The 21,302-nt window shown below is 63.3% G+C and carries 14 protein-coding genes; 9 read left to right on the forward strand and 5 right to left on the reverse strand.

The window, feature by feature from the left end; genetic code table 11:
- Nucleotides 1–256 precede the first annotated feature (256 nt).
- The 4 genes from HNP55_RS05295 to HNP55_RS05310 all read left to right on the forward strand — a co-directional run bounded on the left by HNP55_RS05295 (nucleotide 257) and on the right by HNP55_RS05310 (nucleotide 4,236).
- Entirely contained in the window at nucleotides 257–1,045 is a 789-nt protein-coding gene (locus HNP55_RS05295; RefSeq protein WP_184296949.1) for an MBL fold metallo-hydrolase, read from the forward strand.
- Between the two features lie 365 nt (nucleotides 1,046–1,410).
- Complete coding sequence (locus tag HNP55_RS24620; protein ID WP_281385227.1) at nucleotides 1,411–1,860, forward strand: pilin; 450 nt, start codon at nucleotides 1,411–1,413, stop codon at nucleotides 1,858–1,860.
- 148 nt (nucleotides 1,861–2,008) lie between these two features.
- Nucleotides 2,009–2,458 carry a pilin gene (locus HNP55_RS24625; protein WP_281385228.1) on the forward strand — a complete coding sequence of 150 codons (450 nt, stop codon included), beginning with the start codon at nucleotides 2,009–2,011 and terminating at the stop codon, nucleotides 2,456–2,458.
- Nucleotides 2,459–3,078: 620 nt separating this feature from the next.
- Nucleotides 3,079–4,236, forward strand: a complete 1,158-nt coding sequence (locus tag HNP55_RS05310) for a Fic family protein (RefSeq protein ID WP_221439475.1) — start codon at nucleotides 3,079–3,081, stop codon at nucleotides 4,234–4,236.
- Nucleotides 4,237–4,299: 63 nt separating this feature from the next.
- Here HNP55_RS05310 and HNP55_RS05315 read toward each other — a convergent pair whose 3' ends face one another.
- From HNP55_RS05315 to HNP55_RS05335, 5 genes are all read right to left on the reverse strand, one after another.
- On the reverse strand, nucleotides 4,300–5,013 hold the full coding sequence (locus HNP55_RS05315; RefSeq protein WP_246448255.1) for an esterase/lipase family protein: 714 nt from the start codon (nucleotides 5,011–5,013) through the stop codon (nucleotides 4,300–4,302).
- 301 nt (nucleotides 5,014–5,314) lie between these two features.
- Nucleotides 5,315–7,126, reverse strand: coding sequence for an ABC transporter substrate-binding protein (locus HNP55_RS05320; RefSeq protein ID WP_184296955.1), 1,812 nt, complete (start codon nucleotides 7,124–7,126; stop codon nucleotides 5,315–5,317).
- Between the two features lie 8 nt (nucleotides 7,127–7,134).
- Nucleotides 7,135–8,994 (reverse strand): ABC transporter substrate-binding protein, encoded by a 1,860-nt coding sequence (locus HNP55_RS05325; RefSeq protein WP_246448206.1) that lies wholly within the window; start codon nucleotides 8,992–8,994, stop codon nucleotides 7,135–7,137.
- Between the two features lie 12 nt (nucleotides 8,995–9,006).
- Nucleotides 9,007–10,836 carry an ABC transporter substrate-binding protein gene (locus tag HNP55_RS05330; RefSeq protein WP_184296957.1) on the reverse strand — a complete coding sequence of 610 codons (1,830 nt, stop codon included), beginning with the start codon at nucleotides 10,834–10,836 and terminating at the stop codon, nucleotides 9,007–9,009.
- Nucleotides 10,837–10,894: 58 nt separating this feature from the next.
- Entirely contained in the window at nucleotides 10,895–12,817 is a 1,923-nt protein-coding gene (locus HNP55_RS05335; RefSeq protein WP_348648666.1) for an ABC transporter substrate-binding protein, read from the reverse strand.
- Between the two features lie 289 nt (nucleotides 12,818–13,106).
- Here HNP55_RS05335 and HNP55_RS05340 point away from each other — a divergent pair, with 289 nt between their 5' ends.
- The 5 genes from HNP55_RS05340 to HNP55_RS05360 all read left to right on the forward strand — a co-directional run bounded on the left by HNP55_RS05340 (nucleotide 13,107) and on the right by HNP55_RS05360 (nucleotide 21,291).
- Nucleotides 13,107–14,045 (forward strand): ABC transporter permease, encoded by a 939-nt coding sequence (locus HNP55_RS05340; RefSeq protein WP_184296959.1) that lies wholly within the window; start codon nucleotides 13,107–13,109, stop codon nucleotides 14,043–14,045.
- Nucleotides 14,046–14,053: 8 nt separating this feature from the next.
- On the forward strand, nucleotides 14,054–15,097 hold the full coding sequence (locus tag HNP55_RS05345; RefSeq protein ID WP_184296961.1) for an ABC transporter permease: 1,044 nt from the start codon (nucleotides 14,054–14,056) through the stop codon (nucleotides 15,095–15,097).
- A 3-nt stretch (nucleotides 15,098–15,100) separates the two neighbouring features.
- The gene (locus tag HNP55_RS05350) at nucleotides 15,101–16,804 is read left to right on the forward strand and encodes an ABC transporter ATP-binding protein (RefSeq protein WP_184296963.1); all 1,704 of its coding nucleotides are present in this window, start codon (nucleotides 15,101–15,103) and stop codon (nucleotides 16,802–16,804) included.
- Between the two features lie 336 nt (nucleotides 16,805–17,140).
- Nucleotides 17,141–19,216, forward strand: coding sequence for a diguanylate cyclase (locus tag HNP55_RS05355; RefSeq protein ID WP_184296965.1), 2,076 nt, complete (start codon nucleotides 17,141–17,143; stop codon nucleotides 19,214–19,216).
- Entirely contained in the window at nucleotides 19,213–21,291 is a 2,079-nt protein-coding gene (locus tag HNP55_RS05360) for a diguanylate cyclase domain-containing protein (protein ID WP_184296967.1), read from the forward strand. Before HNP55_RS05355 ends, HNP55_RS05360 begins: the two co-directional genes overlap by 4 nt.
- Nucleotides 21,292–21,302 lie beyond the last annotated feature (11 nt).

Raw genomic sequence — 21,302 nt, forward strand, 5'->3', positions numbered from 1 at the left:
CCCAAGGTTGACACGCGCAGTATGCCAAGCCCGCCGAGCGGCCTGGGCATGGGCAGGCCGCCCAGCTCTTGCGCGCCGACTTGTGCACAAAGTCACGCCGGCGGCCAGGGCTTGTGCCGGATAGGGCTGTGGGTGAAAAAACCCGGTAATGCGCACTTAGCGAGACCGCCAAGCCTGCGTACATTGGCAAGCCTGAGTGCGGCAACTGCGAGCTGCGCTCAGGGTTCCTCCCCACCTACTCGAACGCCTGCTTTTCATGAAAATTCGCGTCCTTGGCTGTTCTGGCGCCATCGCCGCCGGTTACAAGACCACTGCCTTCCTGCTGGACGACGATGTGTTGATCGACGCGGGCACCGGGGTGGGCGATCTGCCGCTGGACGACTTGGCCCGCATCGATCACATCCTGATCAGCCACTCCCATCTGGACCATGTGCTGTCCATCCCTTTGCTGGCCGACTCGGTGCTGCGCCTGCGTGCCGCCGCCGGCCGCCCGCCCATTCAGGTCCACGCCCTGCCGCAAACCCTGGAAGCCCTGCGCCGTCACATCTTCAACGGCATCATCTGGCCCGATTTCACCCGCCTGCCCAGGCCCGAAAGCCCGGTGCTGAGCCTGCATCCTTTTGAGATCGGCGAACGCCTGGACTTGGGGCGTGGCCGCAGCATCGAGGTCCTCAGCGCCGCCCACACCGTGCCCGCCGTGGGTTTTGCCGTCGATGCCGGCCCGGCCTCCGGTCATGCCCACTGGGTCTTCACCGGCGACACCGGCCCCAACCCGGCCCTGTGGCAGCGCCTGGCCCAACTCAAGCTCTCGCATCTGGTGATCGAGACGGCCTTCAGCAACGAAGAACACGAACTCGCCAGCCTCAGCCAACATCTCTGCCCCGCGGCCCTGGCCCGTGAACTGGCGCAGTTGGCGGGCCCGGTGTCCGTCTGCATCACCCATATCAAACCGGGTGAAGTCGAAGCCGTGATGCAAGAGATCGCAACGCTAAGCACCGGCCACATCCTCAGGCCTCTGCAGGCGGGGGATTTGATGGCGCTGTGAGGCCTCGCCGCGTACAAGTGCAGCGGCAAGCGTTCCCGGGCATGCCTATCTCCCTAAATGGGGTCAGAGTCAATTATCGATTAATTGACTCTGACCCCAAACTCATTTTGAGGAGCTTTGCTGAGCCAGGATGAGCCGTGAAGCGACTGACAAAAATTGTCAGGCCAAGGGAGAGCGACAAAATTTGGACGGGCTGGACTGACAAAAATTGTCAGATCAGGCGGCCGGGAGCCCGGAAATGTGAGGAAAGTCGCGAAAGTAGGCCCTGAAAAAGCTGGCACGACCCCTGCATTCAAGGGGGTGTATCCGATCCGAATTTTTAGTTCTCAGGTCCCTACACTTTTTCCTTTTTTTAGGAGCACATCATGAGCATGAAGCGCGTTCAACAAGGTTTCACCCTGATCGAACTGATGATCGTTGTGGCGATTATTGGTATTTTGGCGGCGGTGGCGATTCCGCAGTACAAAGATTACACCAGCAAGTCCAAAGCATCATCGGCGATTGCCAGCATTGATGGCGTGAAGAAGGCAGTTGCTTTGTGCTATCAAGAAAACGCAGGCTTTGGTACATGTGCGTCGGCCGGTACAGGTGGCGTTCCTGCTTTCACGGCGACCAATGTTCTGACGACTGTTGTTGCGGACAACGCAGGCTTGATTACGGCGACATTCACTGCATCGGGCAATGGTTCCGATTTGGACGGCAAATGGATCAAGTATCAGGCCGTGGCCGATGGCGTTCGTATGTCCTGGACCGTGACCACCAACGTTACTCAAGCGGCAGTTAAGGCAGCAATCGAGAAGAATTCAACTCCTTAATCTGTTAGCTGCATTTGTTGCGGTTTTAATAGCGGAATTGAAAAGTACCCAGCTAGGGCAATGCTAGTCAGTTAGGCTTAAAACCAACTGATCCAATAAAAGGGAAGCGTGTTTAACAAGCTTCCCTTTCTCTCTTTAGGAACACATCATGAGCATGAAGCGCGTTCAACAAGGTTTCACCCTGATCGAACTGATGATCGTTGTGGCGATTATTGGTATTTTGGCGGCGGTGGCGATTCCGCAGTACAAAGATTACACCAGCAAGTCCAAAGCATCATCGGCGATTGCCAGCATTGATGGCGTGAAGAAGGCAGTTGCTTTGTGCTATCAAGAAAACGCAGGCTTTGGTACATGTGCGTCGGCCGGTACAGGTGGCGTTCCTGCTTTCACGGCGACCAATGTTCTGGCGACTGTTGTTGCGGACAACGCTGGCTTGATTACGGCGACATTCACTGCATCGGGCAATGGTTCCGATTTGGATGGCAAATGGATCAAATATCAGGCCGTGGCCGATGGCGTGCGCATGTCTTGGACTGTGACTACTGATGTTACCCAGGCGGCAGTTAAGGCTGCAATTGAGAAGAATTCAACTCCTTAATTTTTAATTGTATTTATTGCAATTTGAATAGTGGATTTGAAAGCGCCCGGCTAGGGTAATGCTAGTCTGTTAGGTTTAAGGCCAACTGATTCTGCAAAAGGGGAATGTGTGCAACACGTTCCCCTTTTTCTATGCGCTCAGAATGAACGCACTTTTGTGGGTGAAAGTCCAGCTGTCAGTTGCTTGCAACAAACGAAACACAGCGGAGACACTCTGACCCCATTCTTTCAATCGTGGGTCTTGAAGAAATACCTCCGCCCCCCCGCGCTTCAAACGGGCGCCACTCCCCCGCCTTTTGCCCCAGCCGATCCGCCACCGCGTAAAGTGCCAGCGGGTTCATCCCCAGGCCGAGATGGCTGGCTGGGACTTCGATGTTTTCGCTGAGCTCGCTGGGCGGGTTGAGGCGGCAGCGCCGGGAGACGATGCCGTCGCTGCGCAAAGGAAAAATATGGTTAGGGTCAGAGTCATTTTTCCTTCTGCCCCCGTTGACTCCTAAATTCAAGGCTCGCCTTTGTCGGCAACGGGCCGCATGACAAGCAAGGCATTCTCGCCAGAATTTTTGACTAAGTTGAAATAATCTCATACGCTACAGCAACTTACAGAAAATTCTTCTTGTCAAAATGAGTGCTGCCGAAGTCCAGCTCTTGCTGAGTCACATTGCCTCTGCCGGCCCCAAGGGATTGACGCCGGAGGTCATGGAGGGCTTGGTGCCGGGTCTCAGCCGTTCGACCTTGAACCGGCGTCTGGCCGAATTTTTGTCGCAGGGCTTGGTGCTTGCCCTCGGCGCCGGGCGTGCGAGGCGCTATGTGTCGGCCTCGGCATTCAGCCGGGCGGAGATCGATGCATTTTTTGACCAGCCCTGGCAGCAGCGCCCAGTGGCGCCCTTCAACGAGGCGCTTTTATTGCCCAGCCCGGAGCTTGCCGATGAGAAGGCGCAGCGTTGCACGCGGATCCAAGCCTTGGCCCAGCCGATAGACCGGCATTTCCTGGCCAGTTTTGTCCTTGATTTCTCCTGGGGGTCTTCGGTCCTCGAGGGTGGAACCTATTCCTCGCTGGACACGCAAACCTTGATCCAGTATGGGCAGCAGAACAAGAGCAAGCCCATGGCCGACGCCTTGCTGGTCTTGAATCACAAGCGCGCAGCCGAGTATCTGTGGGAAAACCGGACGCTGAGCTTTGACAATGCCTGCGCCATGCATGCCTTGCTGACCGATGAGCATGGCCTGCCCGATGTCTTGAGCACCTCCGACCATTTCTTGCCCGCGCACCAGCGCGGCCAGCCGCGCGAGTATGAGGACGTGAACTTGGCGGCCTCGGCTTATATTCCGCCCTCACGGCCCGGAACGGGCTTTGTTGCTGCAGCCTTGAAGGATATTTTGCTGACGGCAGGTACGCTTAGGCCGGTCGCTGCGGCCTTGTATCTGATGACGCGCATTCCCTATTTGCAGGCATTTGCTAACGGCAATAAGCGGACTTCGCGTATTTTGGCCAATGTGCCGCTGCTGGCGGCCGGGCTCTTGCCCATTTCGTTTGCCGATGTGGATAAGGCCGATTACATCCGCGGCATGGCTGCCTTCTACGAATTGGGCAGTTTGTATCTGATTGAGCAAACCTTCCTGGCGGCCTATGCCAAGTCGATTGTGCGCAGCAGCCAAATTCCGCTGGGTCTGCGGCTGCGGGGTTTTGACACCGATGCCGCCGCCACCGCTTTGCTCACCTACATCAACTCAGGCCAGCGCCCCAAAGACAAGACGGCGGCAATATTTCTGGGCGCTTGAGTTTTGAATAATGGGGTCAGAGTCATTTAATTTCACAAATTAAATGACTCTGACCCCATTCTTTCAATCGCGGGTCTTGAAGAAATACCTCCGCCCCCCCCGCGCTTCAAACGGGCGCCACTCCCCCGCCTTTTGCCCCAGCCGATCCGCCACCGCGTAAAGCGCCAGCGGGTTCATCCCCAGGCCGAGATGGCTGGCTGGGACTTCGATGTTTTCGCTGAGCTCGCTGGGCGGGTTGAGGCTGCAGCGCCAGGAGACGATGCCGTCGCTGCGTGAATAGATGGAGGTGGTGGGCACCGGCGGGGTCTGGCGGATCTGCGCCATCAGGGCCGGGTCGTGGGTGTCCTGGCCGCTGACCAGCTCGAAGAAGCGCCAGGCATTGGTGGCGCGCGGGTGGCCGGTGAAGGGCGTGCCCAGGGTGATGACGCAGCGCGCGTGGTCGGGCAGTTCCTTGGCGAGTTCACGGGCGTAGATGCCGCCCAGGCTCCAGCCGATCAGGCTGACCGGCTTGGCATGATGTTTGAACAGGCGCTTCACATCGGCCGAGCATTGCTCCAGCACGCCGTGGCGGGGGCCGAAGTTGAAGCCCTGGCCCCAGGGATGGGTCTCGTAGCCCAGGGCATCGAGAAAACTGCGCAAGGGCTTGGTCGTCAGGTCATTGGCGCCCAGGCCGGGGAAGACGATCACCGGATGCCCATCGCCGCGCGGCAGGCGGCGCAGCCAAGGTGAGGCGGCCAGCAAGGCGGCGAACTCCCAGGGCGCGCGGCCCTCCAGCATCAGCAGCAAGGCATTGGGTGCGCTCAGGTCCAGCAGATGATGATGATGAGGGTGGCGGTGAGCCGAGGCCGCATCCTCGCCTTGCTCCGCCCTGCCGGCGCGTTGGCCAAGCTTGCGGCTAGGGCTGGAAGTGGCGGCGCTGCGTGGCTTGCGAGGGGATGCGGCTGGCATGCTGTGCTGGGTGGCGGCGCTTGCCAACGGGCAGGCCGGAATGGATGGACATGGCGTCGATATTAGCCACTCCGCAGCCCATCAAGGCGGGTTCTAGAGTCCTCTGCCCATTTTGCAGGCCTGGCCTGGATCAAGGCCGCAAGCCGTTGTCGATATCCACAAAATGCCAGAACTCATTGCGGAACATGGGCCGGCGATAGCCGATCAACCAGGGTTGCGAGATGTCGCTGCGGATGCGGTGTACATGGGTCTTGATGGGCAGGTAGGCCGCCTGGATGCGCTTGGCCTTGAGCAGCAAGGCTTCGCGTTCGGGCCCGTCGGGCATCACCAGCATGCGCTCGTACAGCTCATCGAATTCCTTCAGCCGGAAGCGCGAGATGTTCTGGTTGCCGGCCTGTGGGCCGTACAGGTATTGCAGGGTCTCCAGGCCGTCGGGCGAGTTGGCGGTATTGCCCATCATCCACAGCATCAGCTTGCCGGCGCGGGCCGATTTCATCTGCTCCGGCCATTTGCCGGCAAAGAATTTGACCCGGATGTGCAGGGCGTCGAAAGAGCGCTGCCATAACTCATCGTACTGGCGGGACTGCGAATCCGGCTGGGTCGCCACCTCCAGCAGCAGCGGTGACCCATCGGGCATGTCCCGCCAGCCATCGCCGTCGCGGTCGACATACCCGTAGGCGTCCAGCAAGGCGGCGGCCCGGGCCGGGTCGTAGGTGCTCATCTCGGAACGGTACTTGGGGTCATAGCCCGAGGTATGCGGCACCACATGGCTTTGTGCCAGCACGGCCTGGCCGCGCCGCACCTGGCGGATCTCGCGCTCCACATCCAGGCCCAGCGAGATGGCGCGGCGCAGCGCCACCTTGTCCGGTGTGTAGCCGCCCACCGTCGGGTCTTCCATATTGAAGAAGGTGAAGGCCTCGTCCGCCGCCAGGATGCGGTGCAGCCGCATGCCGCGTTTGGCCAGATTGGGCGCGAGCTTGTTGCCCGGCAAGGCGGAGTTGACAAACTCATTGGGCACGATGAAGGAGAGATCGGCCTCGCCGTTCAGAAAGCTCAGCCAGCGCGGCTGCGACTCTTCGATGATGGAGATCTCCACCCGGTCGATCATGGGGATGTGCCGGCCCTTGAAGCGGGTCAGGATGGCCTGGCCCTCGGCATCGTCGGCGGCCGGCTCGGCCTCGAAGAAGCGCTCGCGGTAGCCGGGGTTTTTCTCCAGCACGATGAGGCTGGAGCGCCGCCACTGCTTGAGCACAAAGGGGCCGGTGCCCACCGGGTGCTCGCTGATGCGCTCGCCGTAGAACTCCACCACTTCGCGGGCCACGGCGCCCATCAGGTCGTTGCTGGCCAGATTGTCCAGCAGGCGTGGCCGGGCTTGGTCCAGATTGATTTGCAGGGTGTAGCGATCCAGGGCGCGCAGGCCGGCGATGGGGGCGTCGTAGTCCAGCGCGCGCTTCTCGGCGATGGCCTTGTTGCGCAGGGCCAGCAGGCCCTGGATGCCCAGTTCTTCCACGCCGGCGTAGAGCGGCGCATTGATCTTGGGGTCGGCAAAACGTTTGAAGCTGTAGACGTAGTCTTGCGCCGTTAGCTCGCGCTTCTTGCCCTTGAAGGCCGGGTCGTCGGCGAAGTAGATGCCGGGCTTGAGTCGGATCGTCCAGGTCTTGAAGTCATTCGTGACCTCGGGCAGGGCGGCGGCCGTCAGCGGCTTGGCCTTGACCGGCAGGGCCAGGTAGTCGAAGGCGTAGAGCGCCTCGAAGATATGCGGGGTGATGGTGCGGGAATAGTCGTCGCTGATCTGCGCGGGGTCGAAGCCGGTTTCGGCGATCTGGAAGGCGTAGCGCAGCACCTTGGGGGCGGTGGGGGCCTGGGCCTGAGCCAGGGGCAGCGCCGTCAGCAGGGCGGCGGCCCCCAGCAGTTTGGTCAAGAAAGCGAAAGGGGTCCGCATCATTGGCATCAAGGTTTTTGGTTGTTGTCAACGTCCACAAACTGCCACCAGTCCAGCGCGAACTGCGGGCGGCGGTAGCCGATCAGCCAGGGCTGGGCGATGTCGGTGATCAGGCGGTGGCCGCGTGCGCGGTAGGGCGCGTAGGCCACGCCCAGGCGCTTGGCCTCGCGGAACACCGCCTCGCGCTCGGGGCCGTCGGCTTGCGCATTGGCCTGCTCGTACAGCTTGTCCATGGCGGGCAGATTGAAACGGGCGTAGTTCTGCCCGCCGATGCGGGGGCTGTAGAAAAAGCCTAAAGCGTCCTGCCCATCGGGCGAAGAGGCGGAGCTGGCCAGGGACCAGATCTGGAACTTGCCGGCGCGCAAGCTCTTCAGGTTCTCCGGCCACTTGGCCGATTTGAACTTCACCAGCAGGCCGATCTGGGCCAGGCTCTTGGCCCAGATTTCATCCACCTGGCGCTGGAAGCTGTCCGGCGTGGTCAGGCTTTCCAGCAGCAAAGGGCTGCCATCGGGCTGCTCGCGCCAGCCGTCGCCGTTGCGGTCCACATAGCCGTAGAGGTCCAGCAGGGCGCGGGCGCGTTGCGGGTCGAAATCGCCGTTCTCGCTCTTGAACTGCGCGTCGTAGCCGGTGGTGTGGGGCAGCATGATGGACTGTGCGCTGATGGCCTGGCCGCGGCGGGCAATTTGAATCTCACGCTCGGCCTGGGTGGCCAGGGAGATGGCGCGGCGCAGGGCGATATGGCCGGGCTCAAAGCCGCCGAGCAGCGGGTCCTCCATATTGAAGACGGTGAACAGCACATCCGAGGCCACCACCGTATAGCAGTGCATACCTCTTTTGGCCAGATTGGGTGCCAGCTTGCCGCCGGGAATGGCTTGCGAGGTGAAGTCCTCGGGCAGGGTGTAGAGCAGGTCGAACTGGCCGTTCAGAAAACTCAGCCAGCGCGGCTGGTTCTCTTCGATGATGGCCACCTCCACCCGGTCCAGCATGGGCAGGCGCCGGCCCTTGAAGCGGGCCAGCAAGGCCTGGCCTTCGGCATCGTCGGCATTCGGTTCGGCGTCGTAGAAGCGCTCGCGATAGTCGGGGTTGCGCACCAGCTCGATCAGGCTGCTGCGCCGCCAGTGGCCCAGCTTGAAGGGGCCGGTGCCCACCGGATGCGCCATGCTTTTGTCGCCATAGGCCTCGATCACCTCGCGCGCCACGGCGCCCAGCAGGCTGCCGTCGGCCAGCAGCTGGGGCAGGCGGGGGCGGGCCTCGGCCAGCTTGAGCTGCAAGGTGTAGCGGTCCAGGGCCAGCAGGCCGGGGATGGGCTTGTCGTAGTCGAAAGGCTTTTTGCTCTTCTCGATCTCGGCGCGGTACTCGTTCAAGCCCAGCAGATGCTGCTCTTCCAGGCCGTCCCAGGTGGGGCTGTTGGTCAGTGGGTCGGCAAAGCGCTTGAAGCTGTAGACGTAGTCTTGCGCCGTTAGCTCGCGCTGCTTGCCTTGGAAGATGGGGTCCGCGGCGAAGTAGATACCGGGCTTGATCCGTATCGTCCAGGTCTTGAAGTCGGCGCTGTGCTCGGGCAGGGCGGCCGCCGTCAGGGGCTTGAGCCTGAAGGGTCGGGCCAGGTAGTCGAAGGTGTAGAGGCCTTCAAAAATATGCTGGGTGATGATGCGGGAATAGAGGTCCTGCACCTTGGCCGGGTCAAAGCCGGTTTCGGCCGTCTTGAGGGCATAGCGCAGCACCTTTTCGTCTTGCGCTGCCGGCTTGGCCTCGCCGCCCTGGGCCAGCGGCGTTAGCAGCAGTCCGCTGCCGAAGGCCGCGATCACAAATCCATGGCGGGCGAGGCTTGCAAAAAAAGGCCGGCGGGTTTGTGATCGGTGCTTCATCATGGCTGGGGATTTTTAGGGGCGCTTGCTGTGATCGATGTCCACGTACTGCCAGAAATCCAGCCAGAACACGGGGCGCCGGTAGCCTAACAGCCAAGACTGGCCTAAATCGGTGTAAAGCCGGTGTACATGGGGTTTGTACGGAAGGTATGCGGCGGCGATGCGCTTGGCTTGCAGGAACAGGGCTTCGCGCTCCGGTCCGTCCGCCATGCCCTGCATCTGCTCGTAGATGCGGTTGAACTCGGGCTGATTGAAGCGTGCGAGGTTTTGCCCACCGCTGGCCGGGCCATAAAGCCTTTGCAAGGCGTTCTGGCCATCGAGCTGGGAGGCGCGCGAGCCCACGCTCCAGCTCATGAAGCGGCCGGCGCGGGCGGCTTTGAGGTTCTCGGGCCACTTGGCGATCTTGATCTCCAGGCGCAGGCCCAGATCGTTCATGGCTTTTTGCCACTGCTCGTCCAACTGGCGGTATTGCGAGTCCGACTGGCTATTGCGCAGCAAGATCAGGGGGCTGCCATCGGGGCGCTCGCGCCAGCCGTCGCCATCGCGGTCCAGATAGCCATACATATCCAGCAAAGCCTTGGCGCGGGCGAGGTCGTGGCTGGCCATATCGCTCTTGAAGCTGGCCGAATAGCCGGTGGTGTAGGGGGCGATATTGCTTTGCGCCTGCAGCGCCTGGCCGCGCCGCACCAGCAGGATCTCGCGCGGAATGTCCAGGGCCAGGGAGATGGCGCGGCGCAAGGCCACCTGGGCCGGCGCGTAACCACCCACCAGCGGATCCTCCATATTGAAGGCCGTCAGCGTCACGTCCGAGCCCACGGTCTGGAAGGCACGCATGCCCTTCATGGCCAGATTGGGGGCCAGATGGCCGCCGGGCATGGCCTGGTTGATGAAGTCCTCGGGCAGTTGCTCCAGATAGTCATGCTCGCCGTTCAGAAAGGACAGCCAGCGCGGCTGCTGCTCTTCGATGATGGCGACCTCCACCCGGTCCACCATGGGCAGGCGGCGCTGCTTGAAGCGGGCCAGCAAGGCCTGGCCCTCTGCATCGTCGGCAGCGGGCTGGGCGTCGTAGTAACGCTCACGGTAAGCGGGGTTGCGCTCCAGCACGATTTGCGAGGAGCGCCGCCAGGACTTGAGTACAAAGGGGCCAGTTCCCACCGGGTGCTCGCCGATCTTGTCGCCGTAGAACTCCACCACCTCGCGCGCCACGGCGCCGTAGAGATCGTTGCCGGTCAGGATCAGTTCCGGCAGGCGCGGGCGCGGCTGGGCGGTCCTGAGCTGCAAGGTGTAGCGGTCCAGGGCGCGCAGGCCGGGGATCTCGTGTGCGTAGTCAAAAGCCTTGCCGCTCTTGATCGCTTGTTGGCGCAGCTCGGCCAGGCCCAGCAGGCCGGCCTCTTCAAAAGCGGCCCAGTTAGGGCTTTTGTTGCGCGGGTCGGCAAAGCGCTTGAAGCTGTAGACGAAGTCCCGCGCGCTCAGCTCGCGCGGCCGGCCCTGAAAGGCCGGGTCTGCGGCGAAGAAGATGCCGGGCCGCAGGCGGATGGTGAAGGTCTTGAAGTCAGGGCTGATCTCGGGCAGGGCCTGGGCGATCAGCGGGTGTATCTGGATGGGCCGGGCCAGGTGGTCGTAGGCATAGAGCGTTTCGAACACATGGGCGGTGATGACGCGGGAGTAGATGTCGGTGAGCTGGGTCGGATCAAAGCTGGTCTCGGCGGCGCGGAAGGCGTAGCGCAAGACCTTGGGTGCACTGGTCGCGGCGGCAGGCTCCGCGGCCTGCACTGGCAAGGTGAGCAAGAGCGCCAAGCTCAAGGGCAGCAGCAGGCGGGACAAGATGGGCGTCTTCTTTTTCATCAAGAGGCAAATCCTGTTGCCAGCGCCTGGTGCTGCGGCCGGCGCGGAGGCTTGGTTCTTACTTCAGGAAGGCCTTTTGAGCCTCGGCGTCGACGTCCACATAGTTCCAGAAGGTGCGCACAAAAACATTGCGCTCATAGCCCTTGACCCAAGGCTGTGACATATCGGTGAAGATGCGGTGGATGTCCATCTTGTAGGGCATATAGGCAATCATCATGCGCTGGGCTTCGCGCATGATGGCCAGGCGCTCGGGGCCGTCGGGCAGGGCTTTTTGTTTTTGGTAGAGCGCATCATAGGCCGGCAGATTGAAGCGGGCCTTATTGCCTTTGCTCTTGCTGTCGCCCAAGGCCAGGAAGGTATCGTTGTCCGGCGTGCTCGCCACCCAGCTAACGCCCCACATCTGCAGCTTGCCGGCATTGGCGGACTTGAGGTTCTCGGGCCATTTGGCAGACTTGAACACCATCTTGATCTTCAAGGCGTCCATGCCCTTGTGCCACAGCTCGACCAACTGGCGGCTTTCGCTATTGGGTTGGGTCGCATATTCGATGCGCAGGGGCGAGCCATCGGGCATATCGCGCCAGCCATCGCCGTTTTTGTCGGTATAGCCGTACAGGTCCAGCAAGGCCTTGGCCTTGGGCAGGTTGTATTCGCTCATCTCCGACTTGAAGGCCGTGTCATAGCCGAACACACCGGGAATGGATGGGCCCTGTACCGGAATGCCCTGGCCGCGGCGGGCCAGGCGGATCTGCTTGTCCACCTCCATGCCCAGGGAGATGGCGCGGCGCAGCGCGATCTTCTCCGGCGTGTAGCCGCCCACCGTCGGGTCTTCCATATTGAAGTAGGACAGGGCGATTTCGGGGTAGATGAAGCGGGTCATCTGTATGCCGCGCTTGGCCAGATTGGGGGCCAGCTTGTCGCCGGGGAAGGCGATGCCGGCGAACTCAAACGGCACCTCGGGCAAGACATCGGCTTCGCTGCCGAGGAAGGACAGCCAGCGCGGCTGGGCTTCTTCGATGATGGCGATCTCCACCCGGTCGATCAGGGGGATGCGGCGGCCTTGCAAGGCCTTGACCTGGGCGGCCAGTTCGGGCTTGTCGGCGGGGACTTGCTCGCGGTAGTACTCCTCGCGGAAGTTCGGGTTCTTCTCCAGCACAATGCGTGAGCTGCGGCGCCACTCGGCCAATGCCCAGGCATTGGTGCCCACCGGGTGGGCCATGATCTTGTCGCCATAGAACTCCACCACCTCGCGGGCTACGGCGCCCAGGAAGGCATGGTCGGCAAACTGGTAGACGAAGCGCGGGTCGCCCACACCCAGCTTGATCTGGAACTTGTAGCGGCCCAGCTCCTGCAGGCCTTCCACCGGCTGGTCGTAGTCAAAAGGCTTTTTGGCCTTCATTAACTTCTGGCGCAGCTCAGACAGGCCCAGGATCTTGACGTTCTCCAGCAGATAGAGATTGGGGCTCTTCCACAGCGGGTCGTAGTGACGCTTGATGGCGTAGACGTAGTCGGCCGCGGTCAGCTCGCGCTTCTTGCCCTTGAAAGCCTCGTCGTCATTGAAATAGATGCCGGGTTTGACTTCGAAGGTGAGGGTCTTGAAGTCGGCCGAGATCTCGGGCATGGCCACCAAGGTGTTGGGCAGCAGCTTGGGCGTCTTGGCCAGGTACTCGTATTTCAGTGGAGCATCGAAGATGCCCGCGGCCACGGTCTTGGAATAGGTGTCGGAGATCTGCGCCGGGTCGAAGCCGGTTTCGGCCACGCGGAAGGCATAGCGCAGGATCTTGGGCTCGCTGCTGGGCGCCGCCGCGGTTTGCGCAAGCGCGCTGCCGCTGCCCAGGGCAAACACAGCAGTGGCAGCCACAGAAAAACTGAGGCAGGCCATCAATTTTTGCAGGCCCAGGCGGCGGGCGGGGGGCTGGACGGTGGAGCGGGTCTTGTGCATGGCTTGGGGCCGGGTCGGGTGAGCCGGACGGGCTTTGTTCACGGGTTTCATTCTTGGAATAGAGGATGAGACGACAGAACTCGTGGCCCTGCGCGCAGCGCGCAGTCTAGTGCCACGGCGGGGTTTGTGTGGGCGAACGCCGCCCACAGAGCCGATGAATTCGGGGCCCTCGGATAAATGCCAGGGCTTTTGGGCCGCGCCGTCGACTAGACTCGCGCCACATTTCTTTCATGAAGCTGTCTTGAGCCCTGGCCCCATCACAAGCGGGTGCCGGCTTGAGCAAGCCTTTCAATTTCGCTTTTCGCGATCTGATACCCGGAGACCCGTAGCAATGGTGGCCTACCTGTTCAGGCGCTTGTGGCAAATGATTCCGACCTTGCTCGGCGTCGTGCTGCTGGTGTTTTTTCTTTTCAAGTACTTCGGGGGTGACCCGGCAGAAATCATGGGTGGCTTGAACGCCAGCCCCGAGCAGATCAACGCGATCCGCGAGCAACTGGGCTTGAACAAGCCGGTCTGGGAACAGCTCTTGATCTTCATCAAGCAGATCGTCACCTTTGACTGGGGCAAGAGCTGGGCCACCAATGAGCCGGTCTCCAGCCTGTTTGCCAGCCGCCTGCCGGCCACGCTGACCGTCATGCTGCCCATCCTGATCCTGGAAGTGCTGCTGGCGATTCCCTTCGCCCTGGCCGTGGCCTATGTGCGCGGCAGCCTGACCGACCGCACGGTGATGATTCTGAGCACGGTGGCGGTGTCCATCTCGCTGCTGGTCTATGTGATCGTGGGTCAGTATGTGTTCGCCTTCCGCCTGGGCTGGTTCCCGGTGCAGGGCTGGACGGATAGCTTCTGGACCAATCTCACCACCTACGCGCCCCTGCCCATCTTCGTGGCCGTGGCGGTGGCGATCGCGCCCTACACCCGGCTGTACCGCACCTTCTTCCTGGACGAGATCGGTCATGACTATGTGCGCACCGCGCGTGCCAAGGGCCTGACCGAGCGCACCATCTTGCTCAAGCATGTGCTGCGCAACGCCATGATCCCCATCATGACCAATATCTCGGTGGCGCTGCCGGGCGTGTTCGTGGGTAGCTTTCTGCTGGAGGTGTTCTTCTCCATCCCCGGCCTGGGCCGCGAGATCCTGCTGGCGGTGAACCGCAGCGACTATCCGGTGATTCAGGCCTTTGCGATCTATATCGCTTTCCTGACCATGGTTGTGAACTTGATTACTGACCTGCTGTACAAGCTGGTGGATCCGCGCGTGGTGCTTAAATGAGTGCAGTCATGTCCAATAACTCCGCCGCCCCACGGGCCGCGCAAAAGTCCGAAGGCGTCTGGTCCGCCGCCTGGCGCCGTCTGCGTGCCGACAAGGTGGGCATGGTGTCCATGGTCATCGTGGGCTTCTTCCTGCTGCTGGTGATCGCCTCCAGCACCGGCCTGATCGCCAAGAACTGGCAGAAGGAAGTGGGCGTACCCAATGCGCCGCCGACGCTTGTTGGCCCCGCACCCGCCGAGGCCAACAGCGTGCTGGCCACGCCCAAGGGCCCGAATGTGGACCTGAGCGATATCGACCCACTGGCGCCCAAATACGCCGAGTGGGAAGAGCGCGCCAAGAGCTACAAGACCGAGGTCACCGTCAAGGCCGAGACCCTGCCCCTGGGCGGCGACCGCCTGGGCCGCGATGTGCTGGCCAAGGTGATCAAGGGCGCGGAAGTCTCCATCCTGGTGGGTGTGCTGGCGGCCGTGGTGGCCACCATCATCGGCACCGTGCTGGGCGCGCTGTCGGGCTTTTTCGGCGGCAAGGTTGGCGACTTCCTGGAGTGGGTCTACAACGTCTTCACCGCCATCCCTAGCATCTTGCTGATCTTCGCCTTCGCGGTGATCTTCGGCCGCGGCGTGCTGTCGGTGGTGATGATTCTGGGCCTGGCCGGCTGGACCGGCATCTACCGCCTGATCCGTGCGGAGTTCATGAAACACTCGGCGCGCGAGTATGTGCGTTCGGCCGAGGCGATTGGCGCCAGCAAGTTCTCGCGCATGTTCAAGCACATCCTGCCCAATGTCTCGCACGTGGCCCTGGTGCAGCTGAGCCTGCATGTGGTGGGCTTCATCAAGAGCGAGGTGATCCTGTCCTATCTGGGCCTGGGCGTGGGCGTGGACCAGGTCTCCTGGGGCACCATGCTGAGCGAATCGCAGAGCGAGCTGATCCTCGGCTACTGGTGGCAGCTGGCCGCCGTGACGGCGGTGATGGCGGTGTTTGTGACGGCTTTTGCCTTGTTCACCGACGCGCTGCGCGATGCGCTGGATCCGAAATTGAGAGGCTTGGAGTAAGCCATGTTGTTGAGCATTCAAGATTTAAAAGTCGCCTTCCGCATGGGCCGTGCTAACGGCCAAATGCAGCGCACCCTGGCCGTCAAGGGCGTCAGCTTCGATGTGCCGGAGAATTCCACCGTCGCCCTGGTGGGCGAGTCGGGTTCGGGCAAGAGCGTGACCGCCATGTCCATCCTCAATCTGCTGCCCGAGAACGCCGAGCGCCAGGGCAAGATCCTGTTCCAGGGCCGCGACCTGCTGCAGACCAGGCTGCCTGAGTTGCAAGCCATCCGTGGCCGCGACATCGCCTGCGTATTCCAGGACCCGATGAGCTCGCTCAACCCGGTGTTCACGGTGGCCGACCAGATCATGGAGCCGCTGATCAAGCATATGGGCATGACGAAGAAGCAGGCCCTCGTGCGTGCCGAGGAACTGCTCAATGAGGTCGGCATCCCCGAGCCCAAGCGCCGCCTGGGTGCTTATCCGCACGAGATGTCGGGCGGCCAGCAGCAGCGGGTGATGATTGCCGTGGCCCTGGCCTGCTCGCCCAAGCTCTTGATCGCCGACGAGCCCACCACGGCGCTGGACGTGACCATCCAGCGCCAGGTGATGGAGCTGATGGCCAAGCTCAAGGAAACGCACAAGATGAGCTTGCTCTTCATCTCGCACGATCTGGGCGTGGTGGGTGAGATCTCCGACCAGGTGGTGGTGATGCGCCATGGCGAGATCCGCGAGAAGGCCCCGGTGGCCGACATCTTCAAGAACCCGCAGGACAGCTATACCAAGGCCTTGCTGGCCTGCCGCCCCAGCCTGACGGAGAATCCGGCGCGGCTGATGGTGATCGACGATCACATCGCCAAGCAGATGGGCCAGGGCAAGGCCGCCGTGCAGGAGAAGCCCAAGGACCCGGACGCACCGGTGATTCTGGAAGCCCGGGCCCTGAAGAAGAGCTTCTTCTTCGGCAGCGGCCTGTTCGGCAAAAAGGAATTCAAGGCGGTCAAGGAAGTGTCCTTCAAGCTGCGCAAGGGCTATACCCTGGGCGTGGTGGGCGAGTCCGGCTCCGGCAAGACGACCATGGGCCTGACGCTCTTGCGCCTGCACGAGCCCACCGGCGGCGAGGTGTTGTTCGAGGGCCAGGACCTGCTCAAGCTGAGCGGCAATGACTGGCAGAAGATGCGCCGCCGCATCCAGGTGGTGTTCCAGAACCCCTATGCCTCGCTGAACCCGCGTTTCACCATCGCCCAGACCCTGGTCGAACCGATGGAGATTCACGCCATTGGCAAGGACTACAACGAGCGCCTGGCCCGCGCCAGCGCCCTGCTGAAGAAGGTGGGCCTGGACGATAGCGTGCTGGGCAAATATCCGCACGAGTTCTCCGGCGGCCAGCGCCAGCGCATCGCCATCGCGCGCTGCCTGACGCTCAACCCCGAGGTGCTGGTGCTGGACGAAGCCGTCTCGGCGCTGGACGTGTCGGTGCAGGCCCAGGTGCTCAATCTGCTGAAGGATTTGCAGGACGAGTTCGGTCTGTCCTACATCTTCATCAGCCACGATCTGGCCGTCGTCAAATTCATCTCCGACGAGGTGCTGGTGATGCAGAACGGCGATGTGGTGGAGCAGAACGAAACGCAAGCCCTGCTGCACGCGCCCAAGCAGGAATACACCCGGCGCCTGCTGGGTGCCGTGCCACGCGGCTACCAGGAAGCCACCACGGCCGATCTGGCCGCCTGAGCTTGCACCAGGGCGGCCGCAAACGCTGCTGCCCTGGCCCCACACCCGGCCTCTCGCGGGCTGGGGGCCTGCTTATGGCCTGGGCGCAACGCCAGCCGCACAGACCGACTCGCGGTAAACCCGCGGTCGGCCCTTGGCCGCGTCGCCGCCGGCCCTCCATGCCCTAGGATGTGCGCTTGCCGGTTTGACAATTACTGCACATTCAAGCGCATCTGCTCTGTCAAGCCAAGGCCAACGCCGCCGATATTCGTACGAATGAGCATGGCTTGCTGCTTCATTGCTGGGTCTGGTCGACTTGATCCTGGGCACTCGCCCGGCTTGGCCGCGCCCGGCAGGGTGAGAACCCTGGCCCGCGCCCTGCTGCTGCTGGGGCTGCTGGGCCCGATCGCGGCCTGCAAGCCCGGGTCTCCGCCGCCCGCCTCGCACACCGCCAGCGCGCCTCAGCTCGCCGAACTGCCGCCCGACCAATTGGAGGACGCGGCCTTTGTCCAGGCCTTCGAGGCCATCGAGCGGGTCGGCCTCAGCCAAGGGTCGGCCAGCGAAAAAGCCTTGCGCGAGTTGCAGCTGCGCACCGCTGTCGGCAGCCTGGAACGCCTGGAGGTGTTGACCTTGCGCGGCGCCTATGCCGCCCGCGCGCATGACGATGTTCTGGTCGAGCAGATTTTGCTGAGCTTGCAGGCCTGGCCCGAAGGGCGCTGGGCCAGCCTGGCGCAGCTGAGCTATGGCTATGTGAAGGGCGAGATGCTGGTGATGCGCGGCGAGCGTCGCCTGGGCCTGCAGTCGCTGTCGGCCCTGCCGGCCTTCTCCAGCAGCAATGCGCCGCGGCGCCTGCTGTGGCGTTGCCACAATTTCATGCAAAGCACGCAGACCGATCTGGGCAATTTCGACGGGTCGGTTGCGGCCGGCCATGAAGCGCTCAAGCTTGGCGATCAGATGGGGCATTCCTGGCGCCGGGCTTTTACCCTCGCCAATCTGGCCTATGGCTATGTGCAGTCCCAGTATCTCGAGCAGGCGTTGCAGACCATTGAAGAGGCGCATGCCGAGGCCTTGAAAGACCCGGACCCGCTGCTGATGTACACGGTGAGCAATGTCCGCGCCATCGTTTTCAGCGAGCGCAGGGAGATGGACCGGGCCGAACAAGTTTCTGTGCAGACCCAGGAATTCGCACGCCAGACGGGGTCGGAGAAACTGCTGGCCCTGGCCCTGAGCAATCACTCCGACCTGCTGCTCAAGCGCGGCCGTTACGCCCAGGCTCAGCAGCTGGCCGAGGAGGCCCTGCCCCTGGCCCTGGCGACCAAGGACAAGGTGGCCGAGGCGGTGGCCCGCTACAACATCGGCCTGGCCAAGATTGCGCAAAAGCGGGTGCTGGAAGGCCGGCGCGAGGTGCTGGCGGTGATTGCCGAGGATGAACGCCAGGAAGCGGCCGGCGAGGCGGCCGTGGGCTGGCTGGAGCTGGGTGAATATCTGGAGCGGGCCGGCGACCTGGGCGGCGCCGTCAATGCCTATCACCAGCACCGCCGCTGGGCCGACCAGGCCTTGCGCGCCGACACCCGCAAGGCCATGCTGGAAACGCAGGCCAGCTATGACGACGAGCGCCGGGCCAAGGAGCTGGTGCTGCTGGGCCGCAACAACAGCCTCAAGGCCGAGCAGCTGCGCGCCCGCGATCTGCAGATCAAGCTGTGGGCGGCCGTGGGGGCTTGTGTGGTCCTGTCCTCGGTGCTGCTGGGCCTGGCCTACCAGCGCATACTCAAGACCAATGCCGCACTGGCGCGCAGCAACGAGGCGCTCCGGCACCAGAGCGAACGCGATCCGCTGACCGGCCTGGCCAATCGCCGGTTTTTCCAGGCTGCCATCAAACGCCAAGCCGAGGATGGCGAATTCAGCGGCACGCTGTTCCTGATCGATATCGACCATTTCAAGCGCATCAACGACAACTTCGGCCATGCCGCGGGCGATAGCGTGCTGGTGGAGGTGGCCAAGCGCCTGCGGGCCACGCTGCGCGAGGTGGATCTGGTCGTGCGCTGGGGCGGCGAGGAGTTCTTGATCCTGGTGGCCGCCCATGCGCCCGGCGAAGCCAAGGCCTTGGCCCAGCGCCTGCTGGACCAGATCGCCAGCCAGCCCGTTTTGCATGGCCGCGAGACCATCCGGGTGACGGCCTCCATCGGCTTTGCCTGCCTGCCCATCCAGCCGCATGGCTTGCTGCCCAGCTGGGAGCGCGCCATCGACCTGGTGGACACGGCCATGTATCTGGCCAAGGCCCATGGCCGCAACAGGGCTTATGGCGTCGAAAGCATAGAGGCCCGCGATGAGCCGCAGCTGCAGCAGCTGGCGGCGCAGATGGAGTCCTCCTGGCAGGGCGGGCAGATCAGCCTGCAAACCCTGCAGGGGCCGGTGCTGGAGACGGCGGCGTGAGCCTGGCGTCGCGTGCTTCCTTCACCCTGGCTTGCGGCCTGCTGCTGGCCCTGGCCGGCCTGCCGGCGCAAGCGACGGAGTCCGGCCTCATGGCGGACCAGCAAGCCCCGGCGCTGGCCGAGCTGCGCGCCGATGCGGCCGCCGATCCCAAGCTGGACGCCCGCCTCGCCCCCTTGCTGCGCCGCGCCTACGACCGGCCGGACGAGGCCTTGCTCGGCCTACGCCAGTTGCAGGCCGATCCGGCTAACGCCGAATATCAGTTGCTGCTGCGCTGGGTCGAAGCCCGCATCGCGGTGCAGGCCGCCGATTTCGCCACGGCCGAAAGACTGGGCAATAGCCTGGCCGGCGCCCCCTTGTTCAGCCACCGCCTGGACCTGCTGCGGGCCGAGCTGGCCGACCGCAAGGGTCAGCCCCAGCCCGCCGCCCAGCTGGCCCAGCGTGCCGTGGACGGCCTGGAAAAAAACTGTGTGCGCAGCCAGCTGCGCGCCAGCATCGCCAAGGGCTGCGACTTCCGCAGCATCTGGTATGCCTTGCGGGTGCTGGAGCGCAAGCAGCGCAACGAAGGCGCCCTGCCCTTGGCCGAGGCCACGGCCCGCTACGGCCTGGAGCTGGCCGAGGCCGGGGCCGATGCATATATGAGCGCCATCAGCATGGGCTCGCTGGCCCTGCTGGCCCATGCGCAGGACCAGGGCGAGGCCTCGCGGCGCTGGCTGGTGCAGGCCTTGCAGACGGCCCAGGGCGATGCGCAAGCCATGGCCCAGGTGAAGGTCTACGAAAGTACCTTGGCCTCGCACCGTGGCGATCTGCCGACCCGCTTGCAGGCGCTGGAAGACGGCCTGGCCTTTGCCGAGCAGGCGGGGGCCGAACGCCTGATCGTGCAGATCCGCGCCAACCAGGTGGACACCTTGCTGCGGCAGGGGCGGGCGGGCCGCGCGGTGGAGGTGGCCTTGGAGGCCCTGCCCCTGGCCCTGCAGCGCCACGATCTGCGCATCGAGCGCACGCTGCGCCACAACCTCTCGGTGGCCTATGTGCAGCTGGGTCAGCAGGAGAAGGTCAGGCGCGAAGTGGCCCGGCTGGACGAGCTGCGCCTGGGCCAGCCGGATCAGAACCTGCGCATGCTGGAGCTGCGCGAGCTGGGCGAGGCGATGGCCGAGGCCGGCTGGGCCAAGGAGGCGATGGCCATCTACCACGAGGAGCGCAAGCTCAGCGCCCAGGTGAATGCCCGCAATCGCGAAGCCGCCCTGCAGCAGCTGCAGCTCAAGTACGACAGCGAGCGCAAGCAGCGCGATCTGGAGCTGCTGGCGCGCGACAACAGCCTCAAGGACCAGCAACTCGGCAACCGCCAACTGCTCAAGCAGGTGGTGGTGGCGGTGGCGGCCCTGCTGCTGCTGTCCCTGGCCCTGAGCGCCGTGATGGTGCGCCGGGTGCGCGCCGCCAACCGGCGCCTGAAGGCCAACGAGGCCTTGCTGCGGGCCCAGAGCGAACGCGACCCGCTGACCGATCTGGCCAACCGCCGGCATTTTCTGGCGGTGATGGAGCAGCAGGCGCAGCGCGGCTTCCAGGGCGCCCTGCTGATGATAGACATCGACCACTTCAAGCATGTCAACGACGAGTACGGCCATGCCGTGGGCGATATCGTGATCTGCGAGGTGGCGCGGCGCATCAGCCATGCCGTGCGCCAGCAGGACCTGGTGGTGCGCTGGGGCGGCGAGGAGTTTCTGGTCTTCTCTGCCGGCGTGAGCCCTGAACAGCTCGGCCAGCTGGCCGAGCGGGTGCTGATGTGCATAGGTGAGGCGCCGGTGCAAAGCAGCGGCGGCCCTCTGCGCGTGACCGCCTCCATCGGCTTCGCGCATTTCCCGCTGCCGCCCACCCAACAGCCCTTGCACTGGGAGCAGGCCGTCAACTGGGCCGACAAGGCGCTGTACATGGCCAAGGCCAAGGGCCGCAACCGGGCACTGGGCATTGCCGCCGTGCAGGCGCAGGACGGCGCGGCCCTGCAGCAGATCGAGGCCGACTTCGAGCTCGCTTGCAGTTCGGGCCGGGTGCATCTGCGCGAGGTCCTGGGCCCACCCTGACACCACCTGAT

It is taken from the genome of Roseateles oligotrophus (genome assembly GCF_014204525.1).
Classification (GTDB): Bacteria; Pseudomonadota; Gammaproteobacteria; order Burkholderiales; family Burkholderiaceae_C; genus Paucibacter_A; species Paucibacter_A oligotrophus_A.